Genomic DNA, 25,870 nt, shown 5'->3' with positions numbered 1-25,870 from the left:
CAATTGGATGATGGGATATAGTGGTGGAGAAGGAACAGACACATCGAACGATTTCGGTTTAGTACGGCTGGCTTTTGCAGGAGAACGCTTAGAGGTCATTGATCAACAAGCCCTTGGAGAGGCTTACTTTTGGGAGAACAACGTCACTTATAGTGATGATGAAGGACAACTATTTTGTTATTATGATGGTCAAAACATTTATAATCGCCAACATTTAATAATGGATGGCGGAGCAAACTGGCTGGAATCAGACTATTCTACTGGCTGGATATCTGCTCAATCAGGGTTAATTATTTCTATACCTAACTCAGACTCCTTGCTCGCATTCATGAATACTCAGATTAATAATTTTGAGTTTCCTGCTTCAGGATCTTCAATAGCGGGAGAAAACCTTTATTACTCAATAATCAACAAAAACCAAAACGATGGTTTAGGTGCTGTAATTCTAAGGAGAGAGCAAATTTTAGAGGACACTTTAGATTATGGCAAACTTAGTGCCTGCCGCCACGCAAATGGACGGGATTGGTGGGTTATTGCAGCTCGGCATACTTTAAATGAATTCCACCGTTTTCTACTTACGCCTATTGGAGTAGAGTACATTGGGGCACAAAAGATAGGTGATGAATTGCCAATAGGAGGGGGACAGGCTTTTTTTTCTCCAAATGGCAACAAGCACATTAGGTACAATTCTGTTAGTAACGCCGTTGGCGACCATTTGACAATATACGAGTTTGACCGTTGTACAGGCCTGTTTGATAATTACGTGAAAATAATCCTTGACATTCCAGCCCTCAGAGGAGGAGGCGCAGTTTCTCGAAACTCAAAATACTTATATACTGCATCGGGTAACTTTTTATATCAATATGACTTGCTTGACAGCAATTTGCTTGAAACTCAAAATGTTGTCGCAAACTATGATGGGTTTATAGATTTCAATCCAACAACCTTTTATTTATCACAGCTCGGTCCTGATGGGAAAATTTACATTTGTGGAGGGCTATCTAATCGATTCATGCACGTTATCCATAATCCCGGTGCCCCATGCCCGGACTGCCGCATAGAGCAACGTGGCCTAGAGCTGCCCACCTTCAATTTAGGCTCCGTCCCTAACTACCCCAACTACCGCCTCGGCCCTATAGACGGCAGCCCCTGCGATACCCTCGGCATCGACAACCTCCCGCTCTCCCGCTGGCGCTACGAGCAGGATACGCTCACGCCCTTCACCGTGCAGTTTTATGACCTGAGCGATTACGAGCCGGCCACCTGGTCCTGGGACTTCGGCGAGGGCAGCAGCAGTATGGATACCCTGCCCGCTCATACGTTCCCCGGTCCCGGCACTTACGAGGTCTGCCTCACCGTCAGCAACGCCAATGGCAGTGATACGAAGTGCAAAACGCTGGAGTTTACAGAGCCCGTCACGGTCTCCCAGCAAGTGGAAACAGCCCCACTTGCCACTGCTTTCCCCAACCCCTTCCGGAAGCGCTTCAGCCTGTCGCTGCGGGCGGGTTGGCTGCCCGTACAAGCCAATGCCGTGGTATACGATGTTATGGGCAGGCCCGTCCTCACGCAGCGCCTGTCGGCCGGCTTCAACACACTGGATTTGAGCGGGCATCCGGCGGGCGTCTACACCTGGCGGTTGGAGGAACAGGGGCGTGTCCTGGAAGCGGGAAAGGTGGTGAAGATTGGTAATCGTTGATCCTTAAAACGGCTACATTATGGGATATTCTTTCGCTATTATGTTGTTGTACTTTAGTCCGGCGGCGACTTTGGAGTCGCGGCCGGACAGGACAACTCAGGTCGTGACTCCACAATCGCCACCGGGGTCTTCCCTGAAGGTTGGATGTCGTCAGTAGAGAGAACCCAATAGGTTCCAGTTGAATCAGGCCATCGAAAGTTAAAATTGCCGATCCCACCCGTAGGTAAGACCGGCAATCCTGGGAAAGTTGGGTTGATGCTTATGAGATTACAGCCCCACACTCAGCCCCACCAAAAAGTTCCGCCCTGCCTGCGGGAAGAAGCCCTGATCCAGGGCCGGGCTCCCGTCAAACTGATAGCGGTAGGACCAGGCATTGGTCTCGTACCGGGCGTCAAAGACATTCTGCACCAAAAGCTTGAGCGACAGCTCCCTCAGAAAGCCCGGTCGCCAGTTGAAGTTGATGCGGAAGTCGCTGAAGGTGTAGGCGTCGAGGGTATTATTCTCATCGGAGGTATTGTCGATGTACTGCTGCCCGACGTACTTGGTCTGCAGGGTGAAGATGAGGTCGGTCTTGTCCTTTAGGCGCAGCGTCTCGTAGGATAAGCCGCCTGCCGCAATAACGTCAGGGGAAAAAGAGAGGTCTGTTTCCTCATAAGTGAAAGCCTCCTGCCCCAGGTAGGTAAAGTTCTCATCGTACACATCCACGAACTCGGTATAGCTTGCAATGCGGTTGCGACTAAGCGTAAAGTTGCCATCCAGGCGCAGCCCATCGGCAAGCTGAGCGCCACCGGCCACTTCCAGCCCCAGGCGGTAGCTGCGGTCTACATTCACACGCGTAAAGGCGCCCACATCATTGACCTCGCCATTCAGGACCAGTTGATCCCGGTAGAGCATATAGTAGCCGGTCAGGTGGATGGCTGCCCGGTCCCAGCGGTATTCGTAGCCGATTTCGGTATCATAGAGGCGCTCCGGGTCCGGCCGGCTGTCGGCGGTGGATTCCACAAAGTCATTGCGGTTGGGCTCCCGGTTGGCCACGGCAAAGGAGGCAAAGGCTTCCGAGCGGTTATTGATCAGGTAGAACAGGCCGGCTTTGGGGTTGAAAAAGTCGAGTGTTTCCGTTCGATCAACGTTGTTGCCCTGCCGGTCAAAACCGAGGAATTCGTAGCCTACGCGCCGGTATTGCAGGTCGAGATAGGCGTGCAGCCCGTCCAGCAGCTCGTAGTTGAACTTGGCGTAAATGTTAAAGTCCGTTTTGGTGGCATCATTCTGGTAGTATTGGAAGTCCTTCTCGCTATTTGAGGCAAACTCAGCCCAGATGACCTCCCCGAAGTGGTCGCCAAAGTAGTGGTGGTAGCCGCCGCCGAGGGTGGCATCCAGCCGGTTGTCATCGCTGATGTAGTTGAGGCTGTACACGCCCCCGTAAAAGTCGTTGTCCAGCCACAATCGCCGGATAAGGTCGGTCTGCGTAATCACTGTATCCACCAGGTCTACCGGCATCAGGCCATAGTCTGCCAGCGATTCGCCTGCCTTGTACTGCTCGAAGTAGCCTGCGCCCCGGGTGTAGTGCAGGGCGGTATTGAAGCTCCAGTTGCGGCTGATTTGGTTGTTGTAGATCAACTGATAGTGGTCCTGCCCGTAGTTGTCCACCTCGTTTTCGTAAGGCTCGCCCTCCTTTTCTGTACCGGAAGGATTGAACGTGCGCAGGCTGTCCACCTCCAGAAAATCCTTAGGCACCCCATACCACGCCTGATAGGTCCGCTCCCGGCCGGAGAAGGTCACGAAGCGCAGGCTGCTGCTTTCGCCCAGGTAGGCTGCCGATAGGTAGTAGGAGGAAAGGTCAGAAGAGGCCCGGTCGATAAACCCATCCGAGGTAATACTGGACAGGCGCCCGTCGAGGGTAAACTTGCCGTTGAGCAGGCCGGAGCCAAATTCCACATTCGCCCACTGTGTATTGAAGGAACCTACGGAGCCGTTCAGCGTAGCGTAGGCTTCGGGTCTCAGCTCTGTGGTATTGATGTTAATGGTCGCGCCAAAGGCACCGGCACCATTGGTAGACGTCCCCACGCCCCGCTGTATCTGAATGTCAGAAGCAGAGCTGGCAAAGTCCGGCATATTCACCCAGAACACGCCCTGCGATTCCGCATCGTTGATGGGGATGCCATTCACGGTGACATTAATGCGGGTAGGGTCGGTGCCCCGGATGCGGATACCGGTATAGCCCACACCCGCGCCAGCATCAGAAGTGGAGACCACGGAGGGCGTCCACCGCAGCAAAAAGGGCAGGTCTTGTGCCAGGTTGACCGGCTCGATGTCTTCCTCGTCCACATTGAGGAACGCCATGGGGGTCGTCGCTCCGGCGCGGGTAGCCCGCACGGTCAGCTCTTCGGCCGTGAACGCGCGGGGCTCCAGGGTGAGCTGTAGGCTGACTTCGCCTTGCCCGTCTGCAATTTGGAGGGGCCTGCGCAGGGTTTCGTACCCCACATAGCTCACGCGCAGGGTATAGTTGCCTGCTGCTACGTTTGGAATGGAAAATTGCCCGTCCGCATCACTTGCCGCACCCTGATCGCCCGGCAATAGCAAAAGATTAGCCCCGGTAAGCGGGACGCCCGCCGGGTCGGTAACGGTACCTTGGATAGTCGTCTGTGCTGTCAATGAGCCCAGGAGCCCAAGCAGCAGCAACGTAGAAAAAACAGATTGGTAAAACATGAGAAAACAGATGAAAATTGAAAGAATCACTCCACCCAGGGGCCGGGCGAGTGTTTGCCTTCAGGGCCACCGTTGGGCAGCCTTTCATCCCATAAGAAAAGAACGGTAAGGCATGAATGCCTGATGCTTTGATAAGGATATGCTATGTGGTGAATTATGAGAGACTTCGGAGAAGTCATACGTTACTATCCCAGGCAACTCCCTGCTGCCCGACTTCGTAGAAGTCGCATGTTATTTCCGTTAGTAGGGTAACATACGCTTTCTTTGTCCTAACTACCTTCTCACAACCTTTCAAAAGCACTTTTACTCGTCTCCCTTCCCGGCATTACCCGGGCAGGTTCTATGGGTATGATCTCAGAATCCCGGCATTAACCGGGAAACACCCCGAACAGCAACGGTAAATCTCACCGCTGCCATCAACTGACAGGCAAAGGTAGGTAAAATGCAGGGGGTGGGCAAGGGGGCTTTTGTGCTAATCTGACTGTCCTTGTCATGATTTTACTTCCAATTCCGCTATCGCATCAAGCTCCACACTTTTCCTGTTGCGTTCTTCCTCAATATCATAGTCGTCCTGAAGCCCAAGCCAGAATTTGGCTGAAGTGCCAAAGTATTTGCTGAGGCGAAGGGCAGTATCGGCAGTTACCCTGCGCTTCCCCTTGATGATGGCTGAAATCCGGGTTTGCGGTATATGCAAATCTTTTGAAAGCCGGTAAGCTGTAATTTCCAGCGGCTCCATGAATTCAAAAAACAGGATTTCTCCCGGGTGGATATTGGCTAGCTTTTCCATTGGCATGTGTTAATGATAGTCAATTATACCGACGATAAAGTGGTTTGCCACAGCAAACCTACTTGATGTCGGCATAAACGCTGGAAAGTGGCCTGCGCCTGCCCTGACAAGGTATGCTTCGTCAGTGGCCGATGTCGCAAACCACTTTGTTAAGCGTATATTTCTACTTCACTTGCGTTTCCGCTATCCCATTTGAAAATGATTCTCCATTGTTTGTTGATTCGGATACTGTAAAAACCTTTTAGATTTCCAATTAGCTTTTCAAGTCTGTTGGATGGTGGAATTCTGAGGTCGTTGATATTCTGAGCGTTGTTCAACATCCTTAATTTCCGCCGTCCGATATTTTGTATTTCAAGCGGTATCTTTTTGATTCGGATTCCATCCCAAATCCGTTCCGTGTCTTTTGATCCAAATGAGATAATCATGATTCCGCTTTGCGTTACTAACGCTAAAGATAAGTAATTGGTTTGTGTTTTCTGTAAACGAGCAAGGTTTATATGTAGGAGTAAACGCACCAAAAATAGTTTCCCGATAAAAATGGGCGCCCGTCTGAAGACTTTAGTTATGATTTTACTTCCAATTCCACTATCGCATCAAGCTCAACACTTTTCTGCTTCTGCCTGTCCTATTAATATTGCTTCCTGTCCGTCACATTAGTTAAAGCTAATAAAGGCAGCGTACTGACTAAATTTAGCTAAAAATAGCATTCATACTGACTAAATTTAGCTAAAAATGGTCAGTTTATGTATATTAGGGTACAAATAGACAAACGATGCTGCTAAAAAGAGCGATTGAGGATGAAGTCCTAAAGTATTTGCGCCCAAACAAAGTAGTTGTGCTTCTGGGACCGCGAAGAGTTGGAAAAACGGTACTGATCCAACAAATTCTAAATAGAATATCCGAACCCTATCTGCTTTTGCACGGAGAGGATCAGGATGTCAGAAGGCAGTTGGAGTATAGGAGTACTCAAAGGTATAAAAACATCATAGGGGGAAAGTCATTACTGATTATTGACGAAGCCCAAAAAATTCCGGAGATAGGCAATGTGCTAAAACTAATGGTAGACACGATAGCGGGTATAAAAATACTGGCTACGGGCTCCTCTGCCTTTGATTTAGAAAAGTTTACCGGAGAGCCACTGACTGGGAGAAAGCACACTTTTTATCTTTTTGGATTGTCAGAAAAGGAACTGAACCAGACGGAAAGTATTTTTGAAAAGGAGGCAAATCTCAGGAACAGATTGGTTTACGGGAATTACCCTGAACTGATCCATTTGGAAGACTTACAGGAACGAAAAGCCTACCTGGATGAATTGATTAAGTCTTACCTGCTGAAAGATATCCTGGAATTTGATTTGATCCGGAATTCAGAAAAGATACTTCAGTTATTACGGCTGATTGCCTATCAAATAGGAAGTGAAGTGAGTTTTACTGAATTGGGCAAGCAATTGGGGATCAGTAAAAACACGGTAGAGCGATACCTGGACTTATTGAGCAAGGTATACATCATCCATTCAGTAGGCGCCTGGAGTAGAAACCTGAGAAAAGAAATTGTCAAAGGCAAGAAGTGGTATTTTTTTGATAATGGGATCAGGAATGCATTGATAGGGGATATGAAGCCGATCGAAAACAGAAACGATGTGGGCTTATTATGGGAAAACTACATCATAAGCGAGCGCATCAAATATCAGCAATACGAAAAAATGCTGGTGTACAACTACTTTTGGAGAACGTACGATCAGCAGGAAATAGATTGGATTGAGGATAGGGAAGGGAAGCTTCATGCTTATGAGTTCAAATGGAACCCTAATAAAAAAGCTAAACTTCCGAACCTATTTAAGGAGACTTATCCCAATTCCGAATTTGAGGTGATCAGCCGGGAAAATTTCCTGGAGTGGGTCAGTTGACCTCGCCTAAAATCCTCCATTTTCCCTATCTTCTACCCAAATTTACCAACCCACAGATCATGCAACGGATACTAACCACCACCTTGCTGCTAAGTCTACTGACGACTACGCTGCACGCCCTAAGCATCTACGGCTTACAATGCGAGCACAAAACTAACCCCATCGGCATCGACGCCCAAAAGCCCCGGCTGAGCTGGAAACTCAGAGGCGATGACCCCGGGCTGATGCAGGCAGCCTACGCGATTCAGGTGGCTACTGATCCTGATTTTAAAAAGAGCAACCTGGTCTGGGACACTGGCAAAATCACCTCAGGTGCTTCGGTACTCCTGCCTTATGAAGGTAAAGCCCTGGCCTCGGGGCAACGATATTACTGGCGGGTGAAAGTCTGGAGCAATCAGGGCAAGGTATCGGATTGGTCCGCTCCTGCCTTTTGGGAAATGGGGCTGCTGCGTGCTGACGACTGGCAGGCCAAATGGATAGAACCGGTGCAGGTGGAGGAAAAAGATGGTCCCGCTTACCTGCTGCGGAAGGCATTCCAACTAAAGGGCAAGATTGCCCGTGCCCGGGCTTATGTTTCTGCCCGTGGGCTATACGAGTTTTTTCTGAACGGGCAGCAGGTGGGCAATCAGGTCTTCACGCCGGGCTGGACCGCCTACGATGACCACATTCAGTATCAGGTGTACGATGTGACCGACCTGCTGGTACGCGGGGACAATGCCGTGGGCCTGCACCTGGGCGACGGCTGGTTCCGGGGGGCGATGGGTTGGATGGACAATTGGGGGCTCTATGGCAAAAGGGTAGGGGTGATTGCCCAAATTGAGATCACCTACGAAAACGGTCAGCGGGACATGATCCTGACGGATGGTAGCTGGACAGGCACAAGCGAAGGCCCCATCCGCATGAACAGCATCTACAATGGCGAAACCTACGACGCCCGTATGGAACCCACCGGATGGAGCCGACCGGGCTTTGACGACCAAAACTGGCAGCCGGTAACGGTGGCGGGGCATTCCAAGTCCAACCTCATTGGCGCTGTTTCCGTACCGGTGCAGCAAGTGGAGGAACTGGCTCCGGATACCATCTTCCGCACTCCATCCGGTACATTGGTCGCCGACTTTGGTCAAAACCTGGTAGGCTGGGTCCGCCTGAAGGTCGCGGGCAAAGCAGGTACCACCGTGACCATCCGTCACGCCGAAGTGCTCGACAAGGAAGGAGAATTCTACACCGCTAACCTACGTGCCGCCAAAGCTACACTGGTGTATACCCTCAAAGGGGGAGCGACGGAAGTGTACGAGCCAAGCTTCACCTTCATGGGCTTCCGCTATATCGCCGTGGAGGGCTTCCCGGGGGAGTTGAAGCCCGAAAACGTGACCGCTGTGGTTATTCATTCCGCCATGGAACCGACTGGTACTTTTGAATGCTCCGATTCTCTGATTAATCAGCTGCAGCACAACATCGTCTGGGGGCAAAAAGGAAACTTCCTGGATGTCCCGACCGATTGCCCGCAGCGGGACGAGCGCCTCGGCTGGACGGGCGATGCGCAGGCGTTCTGCCGCACGGCTGCCTTCAATATGGACGTAGCCGCCTTCTTCACCAAATGGCTGAAAGACCTGCACGCGGATCAGTTAGAGAACGGAGGAGTACCATTCGTGATTCCTGACGTGCTGCGTAATAATGGTGTATCCGCCGGCTGGGGCGATGCGGCGACGATCATCCCCTGGGATTTGTACCAGGTGTATGGCGATACGAGCCTGCTATCCGTGCAGTATCCCTCGATGAAGGCCTACGTAGAGTACATCCGGGAGCAGGCTGGTGATGCATTGATGTGGAAAGGTGGGAGCGTTTTTGGTGACTGGCTGTTTTACAAGCCCCACGGCAATAACCATACTGCCCCCGATGGCTACACCGATCCGGATATGATTGCCACGATGTTTTTTGCGTACTCCGCTCATTTGCTGTCTCAGGCGGCGGGCGTATTGGGGAAAACGGAAGAGGAGATGGAGTACCGGGCCGTCTACGAAGCGGTCAAAGCCATTTTCCAGAAAGCATATGTTACCCCATCCGGCCGTATTGCCTCCGATTCCCAAACGGCTTATGTGCTGGCATTACAGTTTGGGCTGTTGCCGGAGCCCCTGCGCGCCAAAGCTGCCGCCCATCTGGTTGACGATATCCGCAGGCGTAAAAATCACCTGTCTACGGGCTTCCTGGGCACGCCTTATCTGTGCCACGTCCTCTCCGATCACGGCTACACGGAAGTTGCCTATGATCTGCTGCTGCAAAAATCCTACCCTTCCTGGCTGTATCCGGTGACGATGGGCGCCACCACCATCTGGGAGCGTTGGGACGGGCAGCGCCCCGACAGCACCTTTCAGGATGTCGGCATGAATTCTTTCAACCACTATGCCTACGGCGCTATCGGCGACTGGATGTACCGGGTAGTGGCCGGCATTGAGCTGCTGGAGCCTGGCTACCGAAAAATCCGCATCCAACCTCAGCCTGATGCCCGGTTAGGATACGCCAAAGCTTCCCTGGATTCCCCCTACGGCAGGATTGCCTCCGGTTGGTCCTTAATGGCGGGCGAACTGGTACTTAACGTAGCCATTCCACCCAATACCACAGCGGTAATCGAGCTGCCTAATGCCAATCTTTCTGCGGTCGAAGCCGATGGAGGTCCGCTGCTGTCTCACTCTGATTTTTCGAACGTTCAGCAGGTCAATGAGGCTGTGACTTTTGAGGCGGTGCCGGGAGCTTATGAGTTTAGATATCGGTATGAGTAAGTAGTTCCTGCATCCGCGCCACCCGCTCTTCCCGGCTGCCCCAGAGTTCAATAAAGGGTACGCCTAGCTGTTGCAGTTCCTGCCGGTAGATGCCGTACAGGGCTTCCCGCTCGTTGGGGTTTTCCCGCATGGGACCAGGCTCCCATGGAATGTCAATACCGCAGAGCACCCATAGGTCGTACTGCCGGCGTTGCAGTTGCTCCAGAATCCAGGGATGGCAGCGGTTGTACTTGAATTCCGACCAGACTTTCATCACCAGCATACCGGTATCAATAAAAAGAAAGTCAGTTGCCTTTTCGGCGTATTGGTCTTCCCATTGCAGTTGCCCTTTGGCGATGTTTAGAAGATCCGCTTCGTTGTAAGGGCGGCCGAGTTGCTCCAGATAGGTACGGGCGTATTCCGGCACCCAAACGGTGTCCCATTCCTCTGCCAGCCGTGTAGCGAGGGCGGATTTGCCTGTAGATTCCGGCCCGGTAAAGAGTATGCGCTTCATGGCGCAAATGTAACAATTCTCAGTTCTGATCCCGCATCCTCACCATAGTCAGAATAGTGCCAATCGCCACCGTCTCGCCGGTTTCATCGTACACATCCACCATCCATTTGACGATGCCTTTGCGGATGTCCTCCTCGTCCCGCTTTTCCTGACGGATTTTCTCCTTGCAGCTGAACCGCACGCCGATGGTCGCGCCCGGATAAACCGGTTTGGTAAAACGGAAGTCTTCAATACCGTAATTGAGCAAAACGGGGCCCTTCCGTCCGTCCACAAACAGGCCGGCTGCTTTGGACAACAGATAATACCCATGTGCGACCCGCCGCTCGAAGATCGTCCCTTCCAGTGAGGTCTCATCTACGTGGGCGTAAAAGTGGTCGCCGCTCACATTCGCAAAGTTGACGATGTCCGCTTCGGTAACGGTATGTTTGGCGGTAATGAGCGTCTCACCGACTTCCAAATCTTCAAAATGCTGCTGGAAAGGGTGGATGGCTTTTTCTTTGTAGGCTGCACCTTTTTGGTACTGTCCCGTCACTGCTGTTATCATCGTAGGGTGCCCCTGAATGGCCGTGCGCTGCAGGTAGTGCTTGACGCCCCGCACGCCGCCCATTTCCTCTCCGCCACCAGCCCGGCCTGGCCCGCCGTGCACCAGCAGAGGCATAGGGGAGCCATGCCCGGTGCTCTCTTTGGCACTTTCCTCATTAAGGATGAGAATGCGCCCGTGGTAAGCCGCTGCGCCCATCACGTAGTCGGTTGCGATACGCTCATCGGCTGTGGCTACGGTGCTTACGAGTGAGCCTTTGCCCATATTCGCCAGCTCGATGGCCTCTTCAAGGCCTTTATAGGGCATAAGCGTGCTTACGGGGCCAAAGGCTTCAATATTATGAGCGCCCTGCTTGTTGAACGGATCGTCATTGAGCAGCAGGATAGGGGAGCAGAAGGCGCCCTTGTTCTGATCGGCGCCCATGACTTCAAAGCCGTCGGTCTGCCCGTATACGATATTGGTTTCTCCGGCCAGTTCCTGTATGCGCTGCCGCAGGGTTTCGAGTTGCTTTTTGCTGACTAGTGCCCCCATGCGCACCCCTTCCACTGTAGGGTTGCCGATGGTCGTCTTCTGCAATTGCTGGCTTAGGGCCAACTGTACATCTTCCACCAGGTTTTCCGGTACGATGATGCGCCGTATGGCCGTACACTTCTGCCCGCACTTGACCGTCATTTCCCGCCGCACCTCCTTGATGAACAGGTCGAAAGTGGGGGAGCCGGGCACCGCATCCTCGCCCAGAATGGCTGCATTTAGGCTGTCAGCTTCCATATTGAAAGCGACGGCATTTTCGATGATATTAGGCAGGGCTTTCAGCTTGCGCCCAGTAGAGGCAGAGCCGGTGAACGTGACGGTGTCCTGTTCGCCCAGGGTGTCCAGAATGCCGTGGCCTTTTCCGCATACCAGTTGAACGGCACCTTCCGGTAAAATACCAGAGTCGATGATATCGCGCACCATAGCTTCGGTAAGGAAGGACGTAATTTCAGAGGGCTTGACCACGGCAGGCACGCCGGCCAGCAGATTGACGGAGAGCTTCTCCAGCATCCCCCAGATGGGGAAGTTGAAGGCATTGATATGCACAGCAACGCCATGCTTAGGCACCATGATATGATGGCCGATGAAAGTCCCTTCTTTGGACAGCCCCACCGCCTCTCCATCAATATGGAAAGGCTTGTCCGGAAATTGCCGGCGCAGGCTGGCGTAAGCAAATAAGGTGCCAATACCGCCATCGATATCAATCCAGCTATCGCCCTTGGTCGCGCCGGTACGGTAGCTGAGCGGATAGTATTTTTTGCGGATACTGTGCAGGTAGAGCGCCAGCTTTTTGAGCATCTGCCCACGCTCGCGGAAGGTCATTTTCCGCAAATTGGGGCCACCCACCCGGCGGGCATAATCCATAATGGCGGCATAGTCGAGCCCTTCGCTTCCGCAGGTGGCAATAAGCTCACCGGTGACAGCATCGTACTGTGGGAATCCGTCCCCATCGTGGGGCGTCCATTGTCCCAGCAGGTAGTTGTGAAGATTGGTATTGGGCATGGTTGGTTTTATTTGGATGTACTAACGATCGTTCGTTCGCGAATTTACGAAAAATGTGGGAAAGCAAGATTTAGAGGATATACTTTGCTATTTTCATTTCCTGACTAATGGACCAGCGAATCTGCATTACTCGTTTTGAGAACTTTTCGATAATTCGAGCAGAAAGTCGTCAATATTAACAACTTCTACTGCGGGGAAATTAATATCATGGAGCGCCTTAAAATGGGTATCATTGGATACGATGAAACTTGTTAGAAAGAATATTTAGTCCGCATATGTTCTTTAGACCATTCCTCGATGGTTTTTTCGTTCCATTGATTTTCTTCCCATAGTCTATCCATTTCCGCTGTAGCCTTCTCAGCAAAGTAGTTGGCTAAAAGGTTTCTGATTTCAATAATCTGATGGTCTTCGAGGTCGAAGCTAAACACTTTTAGGAGCTCAAGTTGAAGATTGGACATTTTCTTGGTGGTTTCCATGTGTACGCAAATTTATACACAATATGAAGTGGTCACCGACGATAAATGTCGGGATCTTGGATTTGCGACATCGGCCACTGACGAAGCATAGCTTGTCAGGGCAAGCGCAAGCCACTTCCCAGCGTAAATACTGACATTGAGTAGGTTTGCTATGGAAAACCACTTAATCGTCAGTATAATCTGCTGAAAATTAATATATCTGCGTTTAAAAAACGCGTCAATGGCAATAATCGTTCTTTTATCTGCCATGAAGGGCTCAATAAATATGCGGCTTTGGCTGCTAAAGAAAGCCTTAAACCACTACAACTCAAACCGCATCCCCTCCCGGCTGATCCCAAACCCTGCCTGTTCCACCTCCCTCTGTGCTGCACTGCCCGCTTGCAGCAAAGGATTGGAGTGGTTGAAGTGAATAAAATAAATCCGCCTGCGGATGCTGTCCGGTAAAGGGGCAAAGCGTTTTAGGCTTTCCTGCACAAAAGGGTGGGGGATTTCCGACATGTCCCGCCCGGGCAGCTCGGCTCCGGAGTAAAAAGTGGCATCAAGAAAAGCGAGGTCATGAACCTCTATCATGGAGTCGATGGGCACTTCCCAGCGGCCCCATTTGTCGATATCCGGCAGGAACATCAGCTGGTGGTTAGGGCCCTGCACGCTAAAGCCTACTGTTTCCGAAAACTCATCGCGGTGGGGCACTGGGAAAGGGGTGATGGTAAGGTTTGGGCTAAGTGCTACGGCTTGTCCTGCCTGCAGGGTGCGTAGTTCGATGTTGCCGAGGTCAGCAAGCTGACTCCATGGGCCGTTCTCCCGGAGAAAACTATCCATACGGGGCATGACATACACGGGGACGCCTTGAGCGCCCATCACTTCCCTGCCCAGGTACATCAGGCCGGTGTAATGGCCTATGTGGGCATGGGTGAGCAAAATACCTCCCAGTTCCAATCCCAGGCTGTCCCGGATGAACTGCAGCTGCTCCGGGAAGTCGGGCGTGGCATCCAGCAGCCAGGCTTTGCCTGCTTGCCGGTCGCTGATGGCCAGGCAGCTGACCATTCGCCTTTTTGCGGGATTGTCCCAGGCCGGGCGGCAGCAGGCTTTCTGGCAATTGGCTTGAGGGTAGCCAGCATCTTGTGCAATGCCTAAAACGGTTGCTTCCACTGCCGAAACGGGTTCATCAGAGGCGGGCTGAGGTGCTGAGCTTCCGCAACCACCCGATATTAGCAAAAAAGTGGGGCATAAAATGCAGAGAAACAGTTGTATTTTGATTTTTGGCACGGTACTTGCAGTTAGTAAGACAGGTTAAAAAATCATAAGGTCACGATTTGTAATTTGCCCGCCTTCGAGCGGGCTTTTTTTATGTTACGTCCAAAATTTCATCTTCCTGCCCGTTGAAGACGATCTTGTCCCCTTTCGATTTCCCAAGCATTTGCTGTGCGAGCGGTGCCTGAGTGGAGATGCAGTAGAATACTGTTCCATCCACCATAGCTTTGCCCATGCTAACCGATAAAAAGTAGCAGCCCTTTTGGGTACGCACAAGGCTTCCGGAACTAATGGTGGTGCCGCTGTAAGCGGGGATCTGCCGGAGCTGTTGCAACTGAAACTGCGCCTGATCGAGCTGCGCCATGACCTTGTCCTCTTCCATTTGCATCATCGCCCGACCGGTTTCGTATTTATCGCCGGCGCTGCTTTTGGTTTCGTTGTTACGGGCTGCCTGAATGGTTTCCACAGACCGCTGCAGGGTGGCTATCCGGGCTTGCAATTGTGCCCGGCACTGATCAGTCAGGTTTTCTTTGATGGTCTTTCCCAATTTTTATCGGATTAAGTGGTGGTTGATGTAAATCATGGCTTGTTGAATTGCAAAGATTGCCAATGCTTTGTAAATTAATGGCAGACAAAACCAAATAAAATTCAAAATGAAAAAACCAACCGTTCTGAATGCAGCCCTGAGAGTATTAGCCCTCTGCGGACTCCCCTTACTGTTGGCGCAGTGTGTCAATACCGCCGAAAAGAATGAGGCAGACACTTCACAGGAAGAGGCCGTAACAGAGGCTCCGGTCCACAAAGCGGCGGACCCCCTGGAGCGGGGCGAGGAGCTATACATTTCTTACTGTAAAATCTGCCACGGTGAAGAAGGTGTTGCCGGGCCCATGTCGGACTTGCTCAAAGTCACCCCTCCTGACTTGACTAAGATCGCTGCCCGTCGCAATGGCGAATATCCGGAGGCCCTGATCTTTGATATTGTCAAAGGCAACAAAGAGCTCAAGGGGCATGGTGGCGCTATGCCCGTTTGGGGCGAGACCTTCCGGGAATCTGAAAACCTGGAGACCGAAGCTGAAGTGGATGCGGAAATCCGTAAAGTGGTCGCTTACCTGAAAACGCTTCAGGAAAGTTAGAGCTTGTTGGGGTTTTGCTTTTGGAGCGGACGCAGCCAAATTTTATTCTGATCAAGGCATGATGAGGGAACATCCGTACGGACGTGACCGAAGAATAACGAAGAGCAGGACAAAATTTGGCAAGAGCAGCCCGAAGTGTAAAATCCCAATAAGCTCTTTATTATTCTTCCCGTTTGATCGCCTCCCAGGTTGCGTACAACGCTTCCTGCCGGGGGCGGTCAGCCGGGATTTCCCGAAGGGGCTCAACCGGCTTCAGCGTGGCGTGGCAGTCGCCCGGCAGGGTCTGATACAGCTGTGTGCCTTTGGTCTTCCAGGCGATCATTTCGTCGCTTACGGTCTTGATGACTTTGCCCGGATTGCCCACCACCAGGCTGCGGGGCGGGATTGCTGCTTTAGCTTTCACGAAAGTGAGGGCCCCGATTATAGACTCCGCCCCGATGACGGCATTGTCCATGATGACGCTGTTCATGCCTACCATGCAGTTCCGGCCAATATGCGCTCCGTGGATAATGGCACCGTGCCCGATATGTGCCGATGCTTCCAGGCGCACCGTCACCCCAGGGAACATGTGGATGGTGCAGTTTTCCTGCACATTGCAGCCGTCTTCGATCACGATGCCGCCCCAGTCGCCCCGGATCGCTGCGCCGGGCCCGATATACACATCCCTGCCTATGATAACATTACCGGTCACAGCCGCCTGAGGGTGGACGAAAGCCGATTCGTGGACAACGGGAATGAAGCCTTTGAAAGCGTAGATCATGTAGTGGTTGAATTGGTTGTGGGTAAAAATAAAAAAAGGCTACCCTTCCGTAAAGAAGCGGTAGCCTTATTGTTGTGGAGACGGCGAGAGTCGAACTCGCGTCCAGCGAAAGCACTCATAAGCCTTCTACATGCTTAGTACCACATTGAGGTTTTCGAGCTTGGGGGAGGTCGCGGTACCCACCTATGACCAAGCCTTAGCTCCTTAATTTCGCAGTCTGTTCGGAGCAGGGCAGACCACTAGCCTAAAGGGTTGGTTGATATGCGGCACGCTGTGTATTAGGCGTCAAGCGTACGGCACAAAGGCTTTCTAAGACCTAGTCTTAGGCAGCCATGGCATACTGTGTATTGCCATGTAAAAGTGTTAATAGCCATTTGTTAACGGAGTGAACTATCGTGCTCCGGCATGCTTACTTACCAGTTTACTTCCCTGTCGATTCCAGTACGTCCCCATTCTGTAGCCAGGCTTGTTAAGCCTTGGCTGATTGTACTGAAGCGCCATCGGCACCATCAGCAGTTTTGACATTTTGTTATGGGAAAACTGAATCTTTCAGCTTTCAAAGAACTATACCCATAACATCTCAAAGCCTGCCATTAGTTCAATCGGTAGCAAAAAAAGTAAAAACTGACTATTCACCGCCAGACATTTTAAGCTTGCTAAATAGCGAATAAAATCTATTTTTGCACCGCAAAAAGACTTTAATAATCAGAGCCTCAGCCGATAACACCCTAACACATGCAAGCGAAAATCACAGCCATCGGTGCCTATGCACCAGAGCAAATTATTGATAACCACTACTTTGAAGGCTTCATTGAGACCTCCGATGAATGGATTCAGTCCCGTACCGGCATAAAAACCCGCCACTTTGCCCGCCAAAATGAGTACACCGGAGACCTCAGCGAAAAAGCCGCCCTCAACCTGGCTAAAACCTACGGTAAAGACCTGAGCGATGTGGACTTCATCCTGCTCGCTACAGTATCCCATGACCACGTCATGCCCAGCGTGGCAGCAGTCTTACAGCACCGGCTGGGTATCCGGCAGGCAGGAGCGCTTGATATTGCAGCGGCTTGTGCAGGGTTCGGCTATGGTATTGCTTTAGCGAAAAGCATGATCGAGTCCGGCATGCAGCGCAAAGTACTCGTTATTGGAGCGGAAGTGCTTTCAAAAGTCATCGATTTTTCTGACCGCACATCCTGCATCCTGTTTGGTGATGGCGCCGGGGCGGTATTGGTGGAGGCATCGGAACAAGGCAACATAGGAGCCTGTATTGTGGGCGCCGAAGGCAGCGGAGGTCAGGACCTCTACCTGTCCAATCAATCTACGATGATCAATGGCGAGCCCATCAAAGCCAGCGGCAAAATCTACCAAAACGGCCGCAAGGTCTTCAAATGGGCGGTCAACCGCATGACTGAGCAGGTCAAAGTATTGCTGGAAAAGAACAACCTGACGATCAATGACATCGACTGGTTCGTACCCCACAGCGCCAATATGCGCATCATTGAGGCGATCTGCAAAGGCATCGGCCTGTCGGTGGAAAAAGCCCTCGAAAGCCTATCCGTCTATGGCAACACCTCCTCCGCTTCCATCCCACTGGCCCTGAACGAAGGCGTCAAAGCCGGCAAGGTCAAAAAAGGCGATAAAGTGATGCTGCTCGGCTTTGGTGGCGGGCTTTCCTATGCGGGGACTGTTGTGGAGTGGGGCATGTAGAATCGGTACTTTGTCTATCTGCCTTTAGGTTGTAATTAATTAGCTTTTGATGCACGGAGGCTGTTGTGTGCTCACCGGGTGCATCAAGTCGGGCCATGCCCCGGGCATTCACCCGATGCGTATTTCGTGTGCTCATGGCAGTACGCCGGGCGAAAGTACCGACTTCGTTCCCAAACTACGTCGGACGGAGAGCGCGCCCGGCGAGGCAGCCTCACCGGGTGCACTACGTCCAGCCATTGCCGGGGGATTCACCCGGTGCGCTTTTAGTTGGCTCGTATTCAAACTACCCAAGACGGAGAGAGCACCGGGCGAGAAGAGGACGCCCGGCGATGACTTCCGCAGGTGTACCCACTCCAACCAGATACTCTGCCTGTCATTGCCAAAAGCCTGATTAACAGCCGACAGCCTGTTCCCCTTCCATAGATTCTATTCTTACCGCCCCAAAGTTCGGATTTACCACACACGTTCAGGATTTCATTTCCGGACGATTGCCCGCACAATGCCCTGCATCTTTGTGCTGTTGTTAGTTTCAAATGATTTAGAAATCACCCGTTTTTAAGAAATCACCCACTTTTTACACCCGACAAAATTGAAGTCACCTATGAAAAACCTGTTTTTCTTTTTTCCAATCCTCCTGTCTATTGTCATTCTGTTTACTTCCTGTGAAGACGATGACATGGTGGTGCCGACCCCCACCCCTTCTTACACCAATGCCCTGGATTATGCCCAAGCCTCCGGGTTTCAGGGCAGCATGTTGCTGCGCAAGGGCGATGAGGACCTCATCCGTCAGGGCTTTGGAGAGGCAAGGGCAGGGGAGGGCATCATGAATGCCACAGACACCAAATTCCGTATTGGCTCCATGTCTAAGGCATTCACCGTGCTGGGCATTTTGCAACTGCAAAGAACAGGGCTGATCGAAAGCCTCGACCAAACCATCAGTGCATTTGCGCCCGATTTTCCTTACGGCAGTCAGATCACCCTGCGGCACCTTATGTCGCATACTTCCGGATTGCCGGACCACGTTGCGACCTTTGAAGAATTGTACGAGCAACAAAATGCCTTCCTCACACCAGAGGACATCGTGGATGCCTATACAGAGGCCTTACAGGAAGAAGAATTGCTCTTTGAGCCTGGTAGCAATTTCCACTATTGCAACGCCAATTACCTACTTCTGGCCACACTTGTGGAAGCACTTTCAGGCCAGCCCTACCACGAGTACCTGCAATCTACCGCGCTGGAGTACCTGAATATGTCAGACACTTATCCCAGCGCCAACGACTTCGGTAAAATAGGCGAAGCGGTGGGCTACCTGAACGGTGCACCGGTGGAGCCCTACCCCATGTCGGTTGCCTTCGGTGCGGGCGACTGGGCCAGTACGATAGGAGATATGGAAAAATGGGGTGATGCCTGGATGGGCGATTTGCTCACCGGCCTGGAGCAGGCAGCCGTCTTCCCTGCTCCCGCACAGGATGATGCCACCTCCATTGGGCTGGGCTGGTTTGCCATCCGCATACAGGGAGAACTGGTTTATTTCCACGGCGGAGATGTGGACGGCTTCACTTCGCTCATTGCCTTGTTCCCTGAGTCCGATGGGCTGTTCATTGCCCTAAGCAATCAGGAAGGGCAGCGCAGTACCCTGGATCAGATGATGGAAACCTACGCGATACATGAATTTTAAGCATTAGGGGCCGGAGGAAAAATAGCCATATCAAATGGGGAAGTTATTCTTCTCCGGGCCCTTAGCATTTTGGGATATGCCTGGCCCGCGCTTCGATGAGGTGCGGGCTTTTGCTCATGTCCCGGGCAATGAGGTTAACAATAAACAACAGAATCCCCTCCCGCTCACTTCCATTCCGGCGTTTTTTCATTACCTTACCAGTTGTAACCAAAACTCCTTCCAATGGCTAGCTTTACACTCCAAATTAACGGTAAACCTCAAACGGTAGAGGTAGCACCAGAGACACCACTGCTTTGGGTATTGCGCGACCATCTCCAAATGACCGGCACGAAGTACGGTTGTGGCATCGGTCAGTGTGGCGCTTGCACGGTTCATCTCAATGGCACTGCTATGCGATCCTGCTCCCTGCCTGTATCAGCGGTGGGCGACAAGTCCATCACCACCATCGAAGGTCTTTCCGAAAAAGGCGATCATCCGGTACAGCAGGCATGGCTCGAGCACGATGTGCCGCAATGTGGTTATTGCCAGGCGGGCCAGATTATGACGGCCTCTGCCTTCCTCGCCAATACGCCCAAGCCCACCGATGCGCAAATCGAAGCGGCTATGAATGGCAATCTCTGCCGGTGCGGTACCTACACCCGCGTAAAAGCAGCGGTCAAAACAGCTTCTGCTAAAATGGGCTAAGTGACGGAGAATCAAAATTATATCATTTATTCCCGTCAAACTACTAAGCATTTGCGCCTTCAACCTTATTCCTAAATCGAACTTCTCAATTATGTCTACTATAAAAACTGCAGTTAACCGCAGATCCTTCCTGAAAGTCTCCGCTGCTGCCGGCGGCGGCATGCTCCTGGGCTTTGGCTGGCTGTCTTCCTGCGCCCGCGAGCCCGAAACCGGACTGGAAATCCCGGAATCCTGGACCGATATCAACGCTTTTCTGAAAATCGGGGATAATGGCGTGGTGACCATCATGTCGCCCAATCCGGAAATCGGCCAGAATGTCAAGACCTCCATGCCCATGATCGTGGCTGAGGAACTCGATGTCGACTGGCAAAAAGTCGTGGTGGAACAGGCCGGGCTGGATACCGAAAAATTCACCCGTCAGGTGGCGGGCGGCAGCCAATCCATCCGTCAAAGCTGGAAAAGCCTCCGTACTGCCGGTGCTACCGCCCGGCGTATGCTTATGGAAGCAGCGGCCAAAGAATGGGATGTGCCTGTATCCGAACTGACCACTGAGCAGGGCACCATTCACCACAAAAGCAGTGGCAAATCCATTGATTACGGTGCCGTGGCGACTGCAGCGGCTACCCTGGAAGTGCCCGAAGAAGTGGAACTAAAAGACCCTAAAGATTTCAAAATAATCGGCACCAGCCGCAAAAATGTGGACGCCCAAGAAATCGTGACCGGTAAGCCGCTCTTCGGACTGGATGTACAGAAAGAAGGCATGCGCATCGCCATGATTGCCCATCCGCCGGCCTTTGGGCAAAAGCTCAAATCGTTTAATGCAGAGGAGGTCCTTAATATGCCTGGCGTGGAGCAGGTCTTTGCCATTAATGCTGCACCGGAGGGGATCGAACTGCAGTGGTCGGATACCAATGCTTTCCCGGAACTGGTGGCTATTGTCGGCCGCTCTACCTGGGAGGTCATGCAGGCGAAGAAAGCCCTCAGCGTAGAGTGGGAAACTGCGGAATCGCCGGAGTCTTCGGTCGGCCATGAAGCCGCCCTGTCTGAGCTCATGGACAAAGCCGCCGATGAGCCCGCCCGCCGCGATGGCGATCCGGGCAAAGCTTTCCAGGGCGCTGCCAAAGTGATTGAGCGGACCTACGCCGCACCATTCCTGGCGCACAATACCCTGGAGCCGATGAACTTCTACGCTAATGTGACGGCTGACAAGGCTGAACTCGAAGGCCCTATCCAAACCCCGGCTTCCCTGCGCAAGACCGTAGCGGCGCTGTTGGGCATGGAAGAAGCACAGGTCTCCATAATGCTGACCCGGATGGGTGGTGGTTTTGGCCGGCGCCTGTACGGCAACTTTGGCTCTGAAGCTGCGCTGATTTCCCAAAAAGCCGGCGTACCGGTCAAGCTCGTGTACACCCGTGAGGATGATATGACGCAGGGCACCTACCGCCCGGCCTACAAAGTGAAGTACCGTGCGGCGCTCGATGCGGACAATAACCTGTTGGCCTTCCACGTGCGTGGGGCAGGGGTGCATGGCAGCCCGGTCTTCGAAAACCGTTTTCCTGCCGGTGCCGTAGCCCACTATCTGGCAGAGCACCACGACCTGGGCTCCAATATCTCCACCGGTGCCTGGCGGGCGCCCCGTTCCAACTTTATGGCCTACGCTGAGCAGGCGTTTATCGATGAGATAGCGGAAGTCACCGGGCAGGACCCCATTGATTTCCGTTTGCAGCTGTTTGAAAAAGCACAGCAGTCGCCGGTTGGGGAGAATAACGATTACGATGCTGCCCGCTATGCCGGCGTACTAAAGCTGGTGAAGGAGAAAGCAGGCTGGGGCAAGCCCACACCGGGCCTGCACCGGGGCGTTTCGGCCTACTACTGCCATAACAGCTACGTGGCGCAGGTGGTGGATGTGGAAATGCAAGGCAGCACCCCCCGGATCAAAAAAGTATGGTGCGCGGTAGACTGCGGTATTGTGGTCAACCCTGATGCCGCCCGCAACCAAATTGAAGGCGGCATCGTCGATGGCATCGGGCATGCGATGTACAGCGCCATCACCTTCAAAAACGGCAGCCCAGAGCAGCAAAACTTTGACCGTTACCGGCTGATCCGCAACTCGGAGGCCCCACTGGAGATCGAAACCTTCTTTGTGGATAATGGTATTGATCCAACCGGGCTGGGCGAACCTTCTCTGCCACCCATTCAGTCGGCTCTGGCTAATGCCCTTTACCGGGCTACCGGGCAGCGCATCTACCGGCAGCCTTTTGTTTCAGAGAATGAAGTACTGGGGTAACAAAACGGGCACCGGCGGGACCGGTGCCCTTCTACGAATTAAAACAAAAAATAAAACTCAGGCGTGTGGGGTACCATGCGCCTTTTTCTTTGAGCGGGGAGCGCAGGAGCATAGCCTGCACCGCGCCCCCTTTAACTCAAAATAGTATGCTTTACCGCCGGGTGAGCAATATCTGCGCCTGCTCGAAATCAAGGATAGCATGGTTGCGGTGAAAAAAATCTGCGCCCAGTATGCCCGATATCTTATACCGTTTGGGAAGCTTGAAATCCTGAAGCAGGCTCAGGTCTGTGGTATAGAACCGGCAACCCCGCAGCCGTTCGCCCTGATAAGATACCCGGATATTCGAGGTGACCATGAACCGTGCCGTTCCGCCCAGGCCGTAGATTTTGCCCTGCCTGTTTTCCGGGTGGAAGGCAAAGTCAAGCCTTTCTGCCTCCTGCTGGTCGATCAGAGAAATACCGGAACCGGTATCGACAAGAAAGTAGGCATCCTGCCCATTTACCGGCAGATGGGTAAGCAGTACCCGCCTGACCTGGTCTAATGCCAGCCTGAGGGTGTCCTGCTGCCCCTTGAGTACGGCAGTACTGCTAAACAGGAATAAGAGGAGAACGAGGAAAAGGTCTTTCATAGTCAATGAGTCTGATGGTGATGGGCACGAAATTACAGTCCTTCAGAAGCCCGGGAAATAGTCAGTTCGGCGCTTTTTGAGCATATCAGTTTCAAAAGCCCGGAAATACAGTGTTCACGGTAATACTGGAGGAGCAAAGCTTTAGGATCTGGCCTGCACGATTTTTAGGCCTTCATTGTTAAATGGCAAAGATGATTTAACCTATTAGCTATGATCAGTGACAAACGATACCTCTACGAAGACATCTACCTACAGATCAAAACCCATATTCAACACGGTAATTACCGCCCCGGGGACAAGCTCAAATCAGTCCGGGTGTTTAGCCGGGAATTGGGTGTGAGCCCGACTACGATTTTCAATGCCTATTACAAGCTGGAGGCAGAAGGGCTGATTACGGCCCGGCCCAAACAAGGCTATTTTGTACAGGAACAACTGCCAAAGGCGGCTCCCGGTAATGGGGACGGAAGCCGAGCGGTAGCTAAGAAATCCCTGATTCAGGAGGTGGTGGAAGCATCCCGGCAACCGGGGTTGATTGACTTTTCCACGGGTGTGCCTGGCCCTGATCTGTTGCCGGGAGACCGGATTCATAAAAGCATCCGGAAGGCTTGTCAGGCGCATCCGGAAGTCTGTACCCGCTATCCAGACAGCCGTGGGTTGCCGGAGCTACGCCGCAATATTTGCAAACTGGCGCTAAGCTGGGGGCAGGCTTTTCACGAGTCGGAGGTACTAATCACTGCCGGTTGTATGGAAGCCATGGCACTCAGCCTGCGCGCACTGACCCGGCCTGGAGATACCGTGGCCATAAGCGATCCGGCATACTTTGGTACCCTGCGCCTCATGGAAGTACTCGGGTTGAAGGTACTGCCAATGCCCTCTGATGGACGGTCAGGAACAATGACGCATGCACTCCGGGAAGCGATGGCATCAGGGCGCGTCAAAGCAGTAGTGCTTATCCCCAATTTCAATAATCCCAACGGAGCGTTGCTTTCCACATCGGATAAGGAAACCATTGCCGGTATGGCCGCGAGGTATCAGGTGCCGGTGATTGAGGATGACATCTACGGCGAACTGTTCTACGAGGGGCAGCGCCCGGTCAACATCAAGACCTTTGATAAGGAAGGGTGGGTGATTTATTGCAACTCGTTATCAAAAACCCTGACGCCGGGGCTGCGCATCGGCTGGGTAATCCCTGGGCGCTTTTACGAGGCCGTGTACGAACAGAAAATCGTACACAATCTGTCTACTTCCGGCTTATCCCAGGCGGCGCTTTCGCACTTTCTGGCAAAAGGCCGCTACGATAGCCACATGCGCCGCTTACGCCGGGAGATGCGGATACGGGTGGCACAACATTTTAAGCTGGTTGAAGAGTATATGGGGGACGTAGTTGATACCCATTTGCCGCCGGGTGGCTTGGTCGGTTGGCTGTCACTCCGGAACGGCAAAAACGGGATGGAGATTTACCGGAAGGCCCGGGCAGCAGGCATAGGCATCGTTCCCGGTACGGTTTTTTCTCCAGGTGACCGGTACGATACCTTCCTGCGGATCAGCCTGGGGCTGCCCCTGACCGATGAACGTATATCGGCACTGGCGCAGCTTGGAAGGATCATCAGGGAGTATTGATCATATCGCCGGGTTTGTTTCTAAATTACAAACGAAAATTGAAACCACAACGATATTTCCGGACTGGCCTGCCTGGTTTTTGCCGTACTGGTTGGGACGATATAAGGGCTATATTCTTAATTTTGGAGTATGAAAAAGCACCATTACCAACTCCACCTCCAATGGACCGGCAACACCGGCAGCGGCACCCGGAACTACACCGCTTACAGCCGGGATTACGAAATCAACGCGCCTGGCAAGCCCACCCTGTATGGCAGTGCCGACCCTGCATTCCGTGGCAACCCGGAACGCTACAACCCGGAGGAGATGCTCGTTGCTTCCCTTTCAGCCTGCCATAAGCTCTGGTACCTACACCTTTGCGCCGAAGCGGGCATTACCGTTGTGGCATATGAAGACGAGCCGTCCGGGCAAATGCTGCAAACGCCCGATGGAGGCGGGCATTTTGAATGGGTAGAGCTGCGCCCGTTGGTGACCATTCTCGAAACTGCCAAACAGGAACAAGCGGAGGCACTGCACGAGCGGGCACATCAGCTGTGCTTTATTGCGAATTCCTGTAATTTCAAGGTAAGTTGTAAGGCAAAAATCCAGGTGCAATGAGAGGAGTGATCATCGTAGGCAGTGCCCGCCGGGATGGGGATACCGCCCGATTGGTCCAAATGCTGGCTCAATTGTCCGGCTGGCCAGTCATCGACCTTAATGATTACAACATCAGCCACTACGATTACGAGCATGCCAACCGGGAGGACGACTACCTAGAGTTGATGCGGGCGCTTATCGGGCAGTATGAGCTATTTTTACTGGCAACTCCTGTGTATTGGTATGCTATGAGCGGTGTGATGAAAGTTTTCTTCGACCGGCTCACCGACCTGCTCACCATTGAGCAAGACCTTGGGCGGCAGCTCAGAGGTAAAGCTATGGCTGCCATTGCCGTTTCCATTGGCAATAATCTGGGTGAGGATTTCTGGCTGCCCTTTTCGAAGACCGCAGGATACCTGGGGATGGAATACCGGGGGCATCTGCATACCCTTGCTGATGAGCTCCGGGAGGAGGAGTTGAACCGGTTCTTAAACGGCTTAGGAAGCTGACGTATTGCGCTTTAGTTAGCTATTTAAAAAGTGGTTTTGTGTTCTTTCTGATTTTAGCAACCTGACATATGCCCGCAATCCGGTTCGCGCCCGGCGGGGAATGCGGCTATCTTGGCACCAAT

Annotated in this window: 22 protein-coding genes and 1 other RNA gene; 11 read left to right on the top strand and 12 right to left on the bottom strand. The window is 52.5% G+C overall.

Annotated features, from left to right (window positions below; genetic code table 11):
* The first annotated feature begins 1,012 nt into the window (after positions 1-1,012).
* On the top strand, positions 1,013-1,696 hold the full coding sequence (locus IX84_RS33200) for a PKD domain-containing protein (protein WP_160213604.1): 684 nt from the start codon (positions 1,013-1,015) through the stop codon (positions 1,694-1,696).
* A gap of 267 nt (positions 1,697-1,963) precedes the next feature.
* Here IX84_RS33200 and IX84_RS01435 read toward each other — a convergent pair whose 3' ends face one another.
* From IX84_RS01435 to IX84_RS01425, 3 genes are all read right to left on the bottom strand, one after another.
* Complete coding sequence (locus IX84_RS01435; protein WP_044215934.1) at positions 1,964-4,402, bottom strand: TonB-dependent receptor; 2,439 nt, start codon at positions 4,400-4,402, stop codon at positions 1,964-1,966.
* Positions 4,403-4,892: 490 nt separating this feature from the next.
* A complete protein-coding gene (locus IX84_RS01430) occupies positions 4,893-5,189 on the bottom strand; it encodes a HigA family addiction module antitoxin (RefSeq protein ID WP_044215932.1) in 297 nt (98 codons plus the stop codon).
* 149 nt (positions 5,190-5,338) lie between these two features.
* Positions 5,339-5,614, bottom strand: a complete 276-nt coding sequence (locus IX84_RS01425; protein ID WP_044215930.1) for a type II toxin-antitoxin system RelE/ParE family toxin — start codon at positions 5,612-5,614, stop codon at positions 5,339-5,341.
* Positions 5,615-5,961: 347 nt separating this feature from the next.
* Here IX84_RS01425 and IX84_RS01420 point away from each other — a divergent pair, with 347 nt between their 5' ends.
* Both IX84_RS01420 and IX84_RS01415 read left to right on the top strand, forming a co-directional pair.
* The gene (locus IX84_RS01420) at positions 5,962-7,095 is read left to right on the top strand and encodes an ATP-binding protein (protein ID WP_044215928.1); all 1,134 of its coding nucleotides are present in this window, start codon (positions 5,962-5,964) and stop codon (positions 7,093-7,095) included.
* A gap of 59 nt (positions 7,096-7,154) precedes the next feature.
* Positions 7,155-9,872 carry an alpha-L-rhamnosidase gene (locus IX84_RS01415; RefSeq protein ID WP_044215926.1) on the top strand — a complete coding sequence of 906 codons (2,718 nt, stop codon included), beginning with the start codon at positions 7,155-7,157 and terminating at the stop codon, positions 9,870-9,872.
* Here IX84_RS01415 and IX84_RS01410 read toward each other — a convergent pair.
* The 5 genes from IX84_RS01410 to IX84_RS01390 all read right to left on the bottom strand — a co-directional run bounded on the left by IX84_RS01410 (position 9,853) and on the right by IX84_RS01390 (position 14,713).
* Positions 9,853-10,365 (bottom strand): AAA family ATPase, encoded by a 513-nt coding sequence (locus tag IX84_RS01410; protein ID WP_044215923.1) that lies wholly within the window; start codon positions 10,363-10,365, stop codon positions 9,853-9,855. The genes IX84_RS01415 and IX84_RS01410 overlap by 20 nt on opposite strands.
* 19 nt (positions 10,366-10,384) lie before the next feature.
* Positions 10,385-12,439 carry a phenylacetic acid degradation bifunctional protein PaaZ gene (gene paaZ, locus IX84_RS01405; RefSeq protein WP_044215921.1) on the bottom strand — a complete coding sequence of 685 codons (2,055 nt, stop codon included), beginning with the start codon at positions 12,437-12,439 and terminating at the stop codon, positions 10,385-10,387.
* Between the two features lie 251 nt (positions 12,440-12,690).
* Entirely contained in the window at positions 12,691-12,897 is a 207-nt protein-coding gene (locus tag IX84_RS01400) for a hypothetical protein (protein WP_052515682.1), read from the bottom strand.
* Positions 12,898-13,215: 318 nt separating this feature from the next.
* Positions 13,216-14,064, bottom strand: coding sequence for an MBL fold metallo-hydrolase (locus IX84_RS01395; protein ID WP_202965190.1), 849 nt, complete (start codon positions 14,062-14,064; stop codon positions 13,216-13,218).
* A gap of 196 nt (positions 14,065-14,260) precedes the next feature.
* On the bottom strand, positions 14,261-14,713 hold the full coding sequence (locus tag IX84_RS01390; RefSeq protein WP_044215917.1) for a hypothetical protein: 453 nt from the start codon (positions 14,711-14,713) through the stop codon (positions 14,261-14,263).
* A 106-nt stretch (positions 14,714-14,819) separates the two neighbouring features.
* Here IX84_RS01390 and IX84_RS30570 point away from each other — a divergent pair, with 106 nt between their 5' ends.
* Positions 14,820-15,299 carry a c-type cytochrome gene (locus IX84_RS30570; RefSeq protein WP_052515680.1) on the top strand — a complete coding sequence of 160 codons (480 nt, stop codon included), beginning with the start codon at positions 14,820-14,822 and terminating at the stop codon, positions 15,297-15,299.
* A 160-nt stretch (positions 15,300-15,459) separates the two neighbouring features.
* Here the strand turns inward: IX84_RS30570 and IX84_RS01380 are convergent, their stop codons facing one another.
* Positions 15,460-16,059, bottom strand: coding sequence for an acyltransferase (locus tag IX84_RS01380; protein ID WP_044215915.1), 600 nt, complete (start codon positions 16,057-16,059; stop codon positions 15,460-15,462).
* 72 nt (positions 16,060-16,131) lie between these two features.
* Positions 16,132-16,510: a transfer-messenger RNA gene (ssrA, locus tag IX84_RS31795) on the bottom strand.
* A 284-nt stretch (positions 16,511-16,794) separates the two neighbouring features.
* Here ssrA and IX84_RS01375 point away from each other — a divergent pair.
* Positions 16,795-17,766, top strand: a complete 972-nt coding sequence (locus IX84_RS01375) for a ketoacyl-ACP synthase III (RefSeq protein ID WP_044215914.1) — start codon at positions 16,795-16,797, stop codon at positions 17,764-17,766.
* Positions 17,767-18,367: 601 nt separating this feature from the next.
* The gene (locus IX84_RS01370; protein ID WP_044215913.1) at positions 18,368-19,444 is read left to right on the top strand and encodes a serine hydrolase domain-containing protein; all 1,077 of its coding nucleotides are present in this window, start codon (positions 18,368-18,370) and stop codon (positions 19,442-19,444) included.
* A gap of 61 nt (positions 19,445-19,505) precedes the next feature.
* Here the strand turns inward: IX84_RS01370 and IX84_RS34285 are convergent, their stop codons facing one another.
* Positions 19,506-19,634 carry a hypothetical protein gene (locus IX84_RS34285; RefSeq protein WP_262501591.1) on the bottom strand — a complete coding sequence of 43 codons (129 nt, stop codon included), beginning with the start codon at positions 19,632-19,634 and terminating at the stop codon, positions 19,506-19,508.
* A gap of 32 nt (positions 19,635-19,666) precedes the next feature.
* On the opposite strand from IX84_RS34285, the gene IX84_RS01365 reads away from it, so the two are divergent.
* A complete protein-coding gene (locus tag IX84_RS01365; protein ID WP_044215911.1) occupies positions 19,667-20,128 on the top strand; it encodes a (2Fe-2S)-binding protein in 462 nt (153 codons plus the stop codon).
* A gap of 91 nt (positions 20,129-20,219) precedes the next feature.
* Complete coding sequence (locus tag IX84_RS01360) at positions 20,220-22,415, top strand: xanthine dehydrogenase family protein molybdopterin-binding subunit (RefSeq protein WP_044215909.1); 2,196 nt, start codon at positions 20,220-20,222, stop codon at positions 22,413-22,415.
* Between the two features lie 151 nt (positions 22,416-22,566).
* On the opposite strand, the gene IX84_RS01355 is transcribed toward IX84_RS01360, so the two are convergent.
* A complete protein-coding gene (locus IX84_RS01355) occupies positions 22,567-23,043 on the bottom strand; it encodes a retropepsin-like aspartic protease (RefSeq protein WP_044215907.1) in 477 nt (158 codons plus the stop codon).
* 210 nt (positions 23,044-23,253) lie between these two features.
* Between IX84_RS01355 and IX84_RS01350 the strand changes: the two genes are divergently transcribed.
* The 3 genes from IX84_RS01350 to IX84_RS01340 all read left to right on the top strand — a co-directional run bounded on the left by IX84_RS01350 (position 23,254) and on the right by IX84_RS01340 (position 25,748).
* Entirely contained in the window at positions 23,254-24,663 is a 1,410-nt protein-coding gene (locus tag IX84_RS01350; RefSeq protein WP_044215906.1) for an aminotransferase-like domain-containing protein, read from the top strand.
* A 129-nt stretch (positions 24,664-24,792) separates the two neighbouring features.
* The gene (locus IX84_RS01345; RefSeq protein ID WP_044215904.1) at positions 24,793-25,260 is read left to right on the top strand and encodes an OsmC family protein; all 468 of its coding nucleotides are present in this window, start codon (positions 24,793-24,795) and stop codon (positions 25,258-25,260) included.
* On the top strand, positions 25,257-25,748 hold the full coding sequence (locus IX84_RS01340; protein ID WP_044215902.1) for a flavodoxin family protein: 492 nt from the start codon (positions 25,257-25,259) through the stop codon (positions 25,746-25,748). The genes IX84_RS01345 and IX84_RS01340 overlap by 4 nt, the downstream gene beginning before the upstream one ends.
* Positions 25,749-25,870 lie beyond the last annotated feature (122 nt).

The sequence above is a fragment of the Phaeodactylibacter xiamenensis genome, from assembly GCF_000759025.1.
Taxonomy (GTDB): Bacteria; Bacteroidota; Bacteroidia; order Chitinophagales; family Saprospiraceae; genus Phaeodactylibacter; species Phaeodactylibacter xiamenensis.
The sequence above is the reverse complement of the archived record's forward strand: the minus strand, read 5'-3'. Positions and strand labels throughout refer to the sequence as shown.

What these genes read in the sequence shown, in the direction of transcription:
- IX84_RS01430 (WP_044215932.1), bottom strand. Translation starts at nt 5,189, where the DNA reads ATGGAAAAGCTAGCCAATATCCACCCGGGAGAAATCCTGTTTTTTGAA.
- IX84_RS01360 (WP_044215909.1), top strand. Translation starts at nt 20,220, where the DNA reads ATGTCTACTATAAAAACTGCAGTTAACCGCAGATCCTTCCTGAAAGTC.
- IX84_RS01380 (WP_044215915.1), bottom strand. Translation starts at nt 16,059, where the DNA reads ATGATCTACGCTTTCAAAGGCTTCATTCCCGTTGTCCACGAATCGGCT.
- IX84_RS33200 (WP_160213604.1), top strand. Translation starts at nt 1,013, where the DNA reads ATGCACGTTATCCATAATCCCGGTGCCCCATGCCCGGACTGCCGCATA.
- IX84_RS01345 (WP_044215904.1), top strand. Translation starts at nt 24,793, where the DNA reads ATGAAAAAGCACCATTACCAACTCCACCTCCAATGGACCGGCAACACC.
- IX84_RS30570 (WP_052515680.1), top strand. Translation starts at nt 14,820, where the DNA reads ATGAAAAAACCAACCGTTCTGAATGCAGCCCTGAGAGTATTAGCCCTC.
- IX84_RS01415 (WP_044215926.1), top strand. Translation starts at nt 7,155, where the DNA reads ATGCAACGGATACTAACCACCACCTTGCTGCTAAGTCTACTGACGACT.
- IX84_RS01355 (WP_044215907.1), bottom strand. Translation starts at nt 23,043, where the DNA reads ATGAAAGACCTTTTCCTCGTTCTCCTCTTATTCCTGTTTAGCAGTACT.
- IX84_RS01410 (WP_044215923.1), bottom strand. Translation starts at nt 10,365, where the DNA reads ATGAAGCGCATACTCTTTACCGGGCCGGAATCTACAGGCAAATCCGCC.
- IX84_RS34285 (WP_262501591.1), bottom strand. Translation starts at nt 19,634, where the DNA reads ATGAAAAAACGCCGGAATGGAAGTGAGCGGGAGGGGATTCTGTTGTTT.
- IX84_RS01400 (WP_052515682.1), bottom strand. Translation starts at nt 12,897, where the DNA reads ATGTCCAATCTTCAACTTGAGCTCCTAAAAGTGTTTAGCTTCGACCTC.
- IX84_RS01340 (WP_044215902.1), top strand. Translation starts at nt 25,257, where the DNA reads ATGAGAGGAGTGATCATCGTAGGCAGTGCCCGCCGGGATGGGGATACC.
- paaZ (WP_044215921.1), bottom strand. Translation starts at nt 12,439, where the DNA reads ATGCCCAATACCAATCTTCACAACTACCTGCTGGGACAATGGACGCCC.
- IX84_RS01375 (WP_044215914.1), top strand. Translation starts at nt 16,795, where the DNA reads ATGCAAGCGAAAATCACAGCCATCGGTGCCTATGCACCAGAGCAAATT.
- IX84_RS01420 (WP_044215928.1), top strand. Translation starts at nt 5,962, where the DNA reads ATGCTGCTAAAAAGAGCGATTGAGGATGAAGTCCTAAAGTATTTGCGC.
- IX84_RS01365 (WP_044215911.1), top strand. Translation starts at nt 19,667, where the DNA reads ATGGCTAGCTTTACACTCCAAATTAACGGTAAACCTCAAACGGTAGAG.
- IX84_RS01350 (WP_044215906.1), top strand. Translation starts at nt 23,254, where the DNA reads ATGATCAGTGACAAACGATACCTCTACGAAGACATCTACCTACAGATC.
- IX84_RS01370 (WP_044215913.1), top strand. Translation starts at nt 18,368, where the DNA reads ATGAAAAACCTGTTTTTCTTTTTTCCAATCCTCCTGTCTATTGTCATT.
- IX84_RS01425 (WP_044215930.1), bottom strand. Translation starts at nt 5,614, where the DNA reads ATGATTATCTCATTTGGATCAAAAGACACGGAACGGATTTGGGATGGA.
- IX84_RS01435 (WP_044215934.1), bottom strand. Translation starts at nt 4,402, where the DNA reads ATGTTTTACCAATCTGTTTTTTCTACGTTGCTGCTGCTTGGGCTCCTG.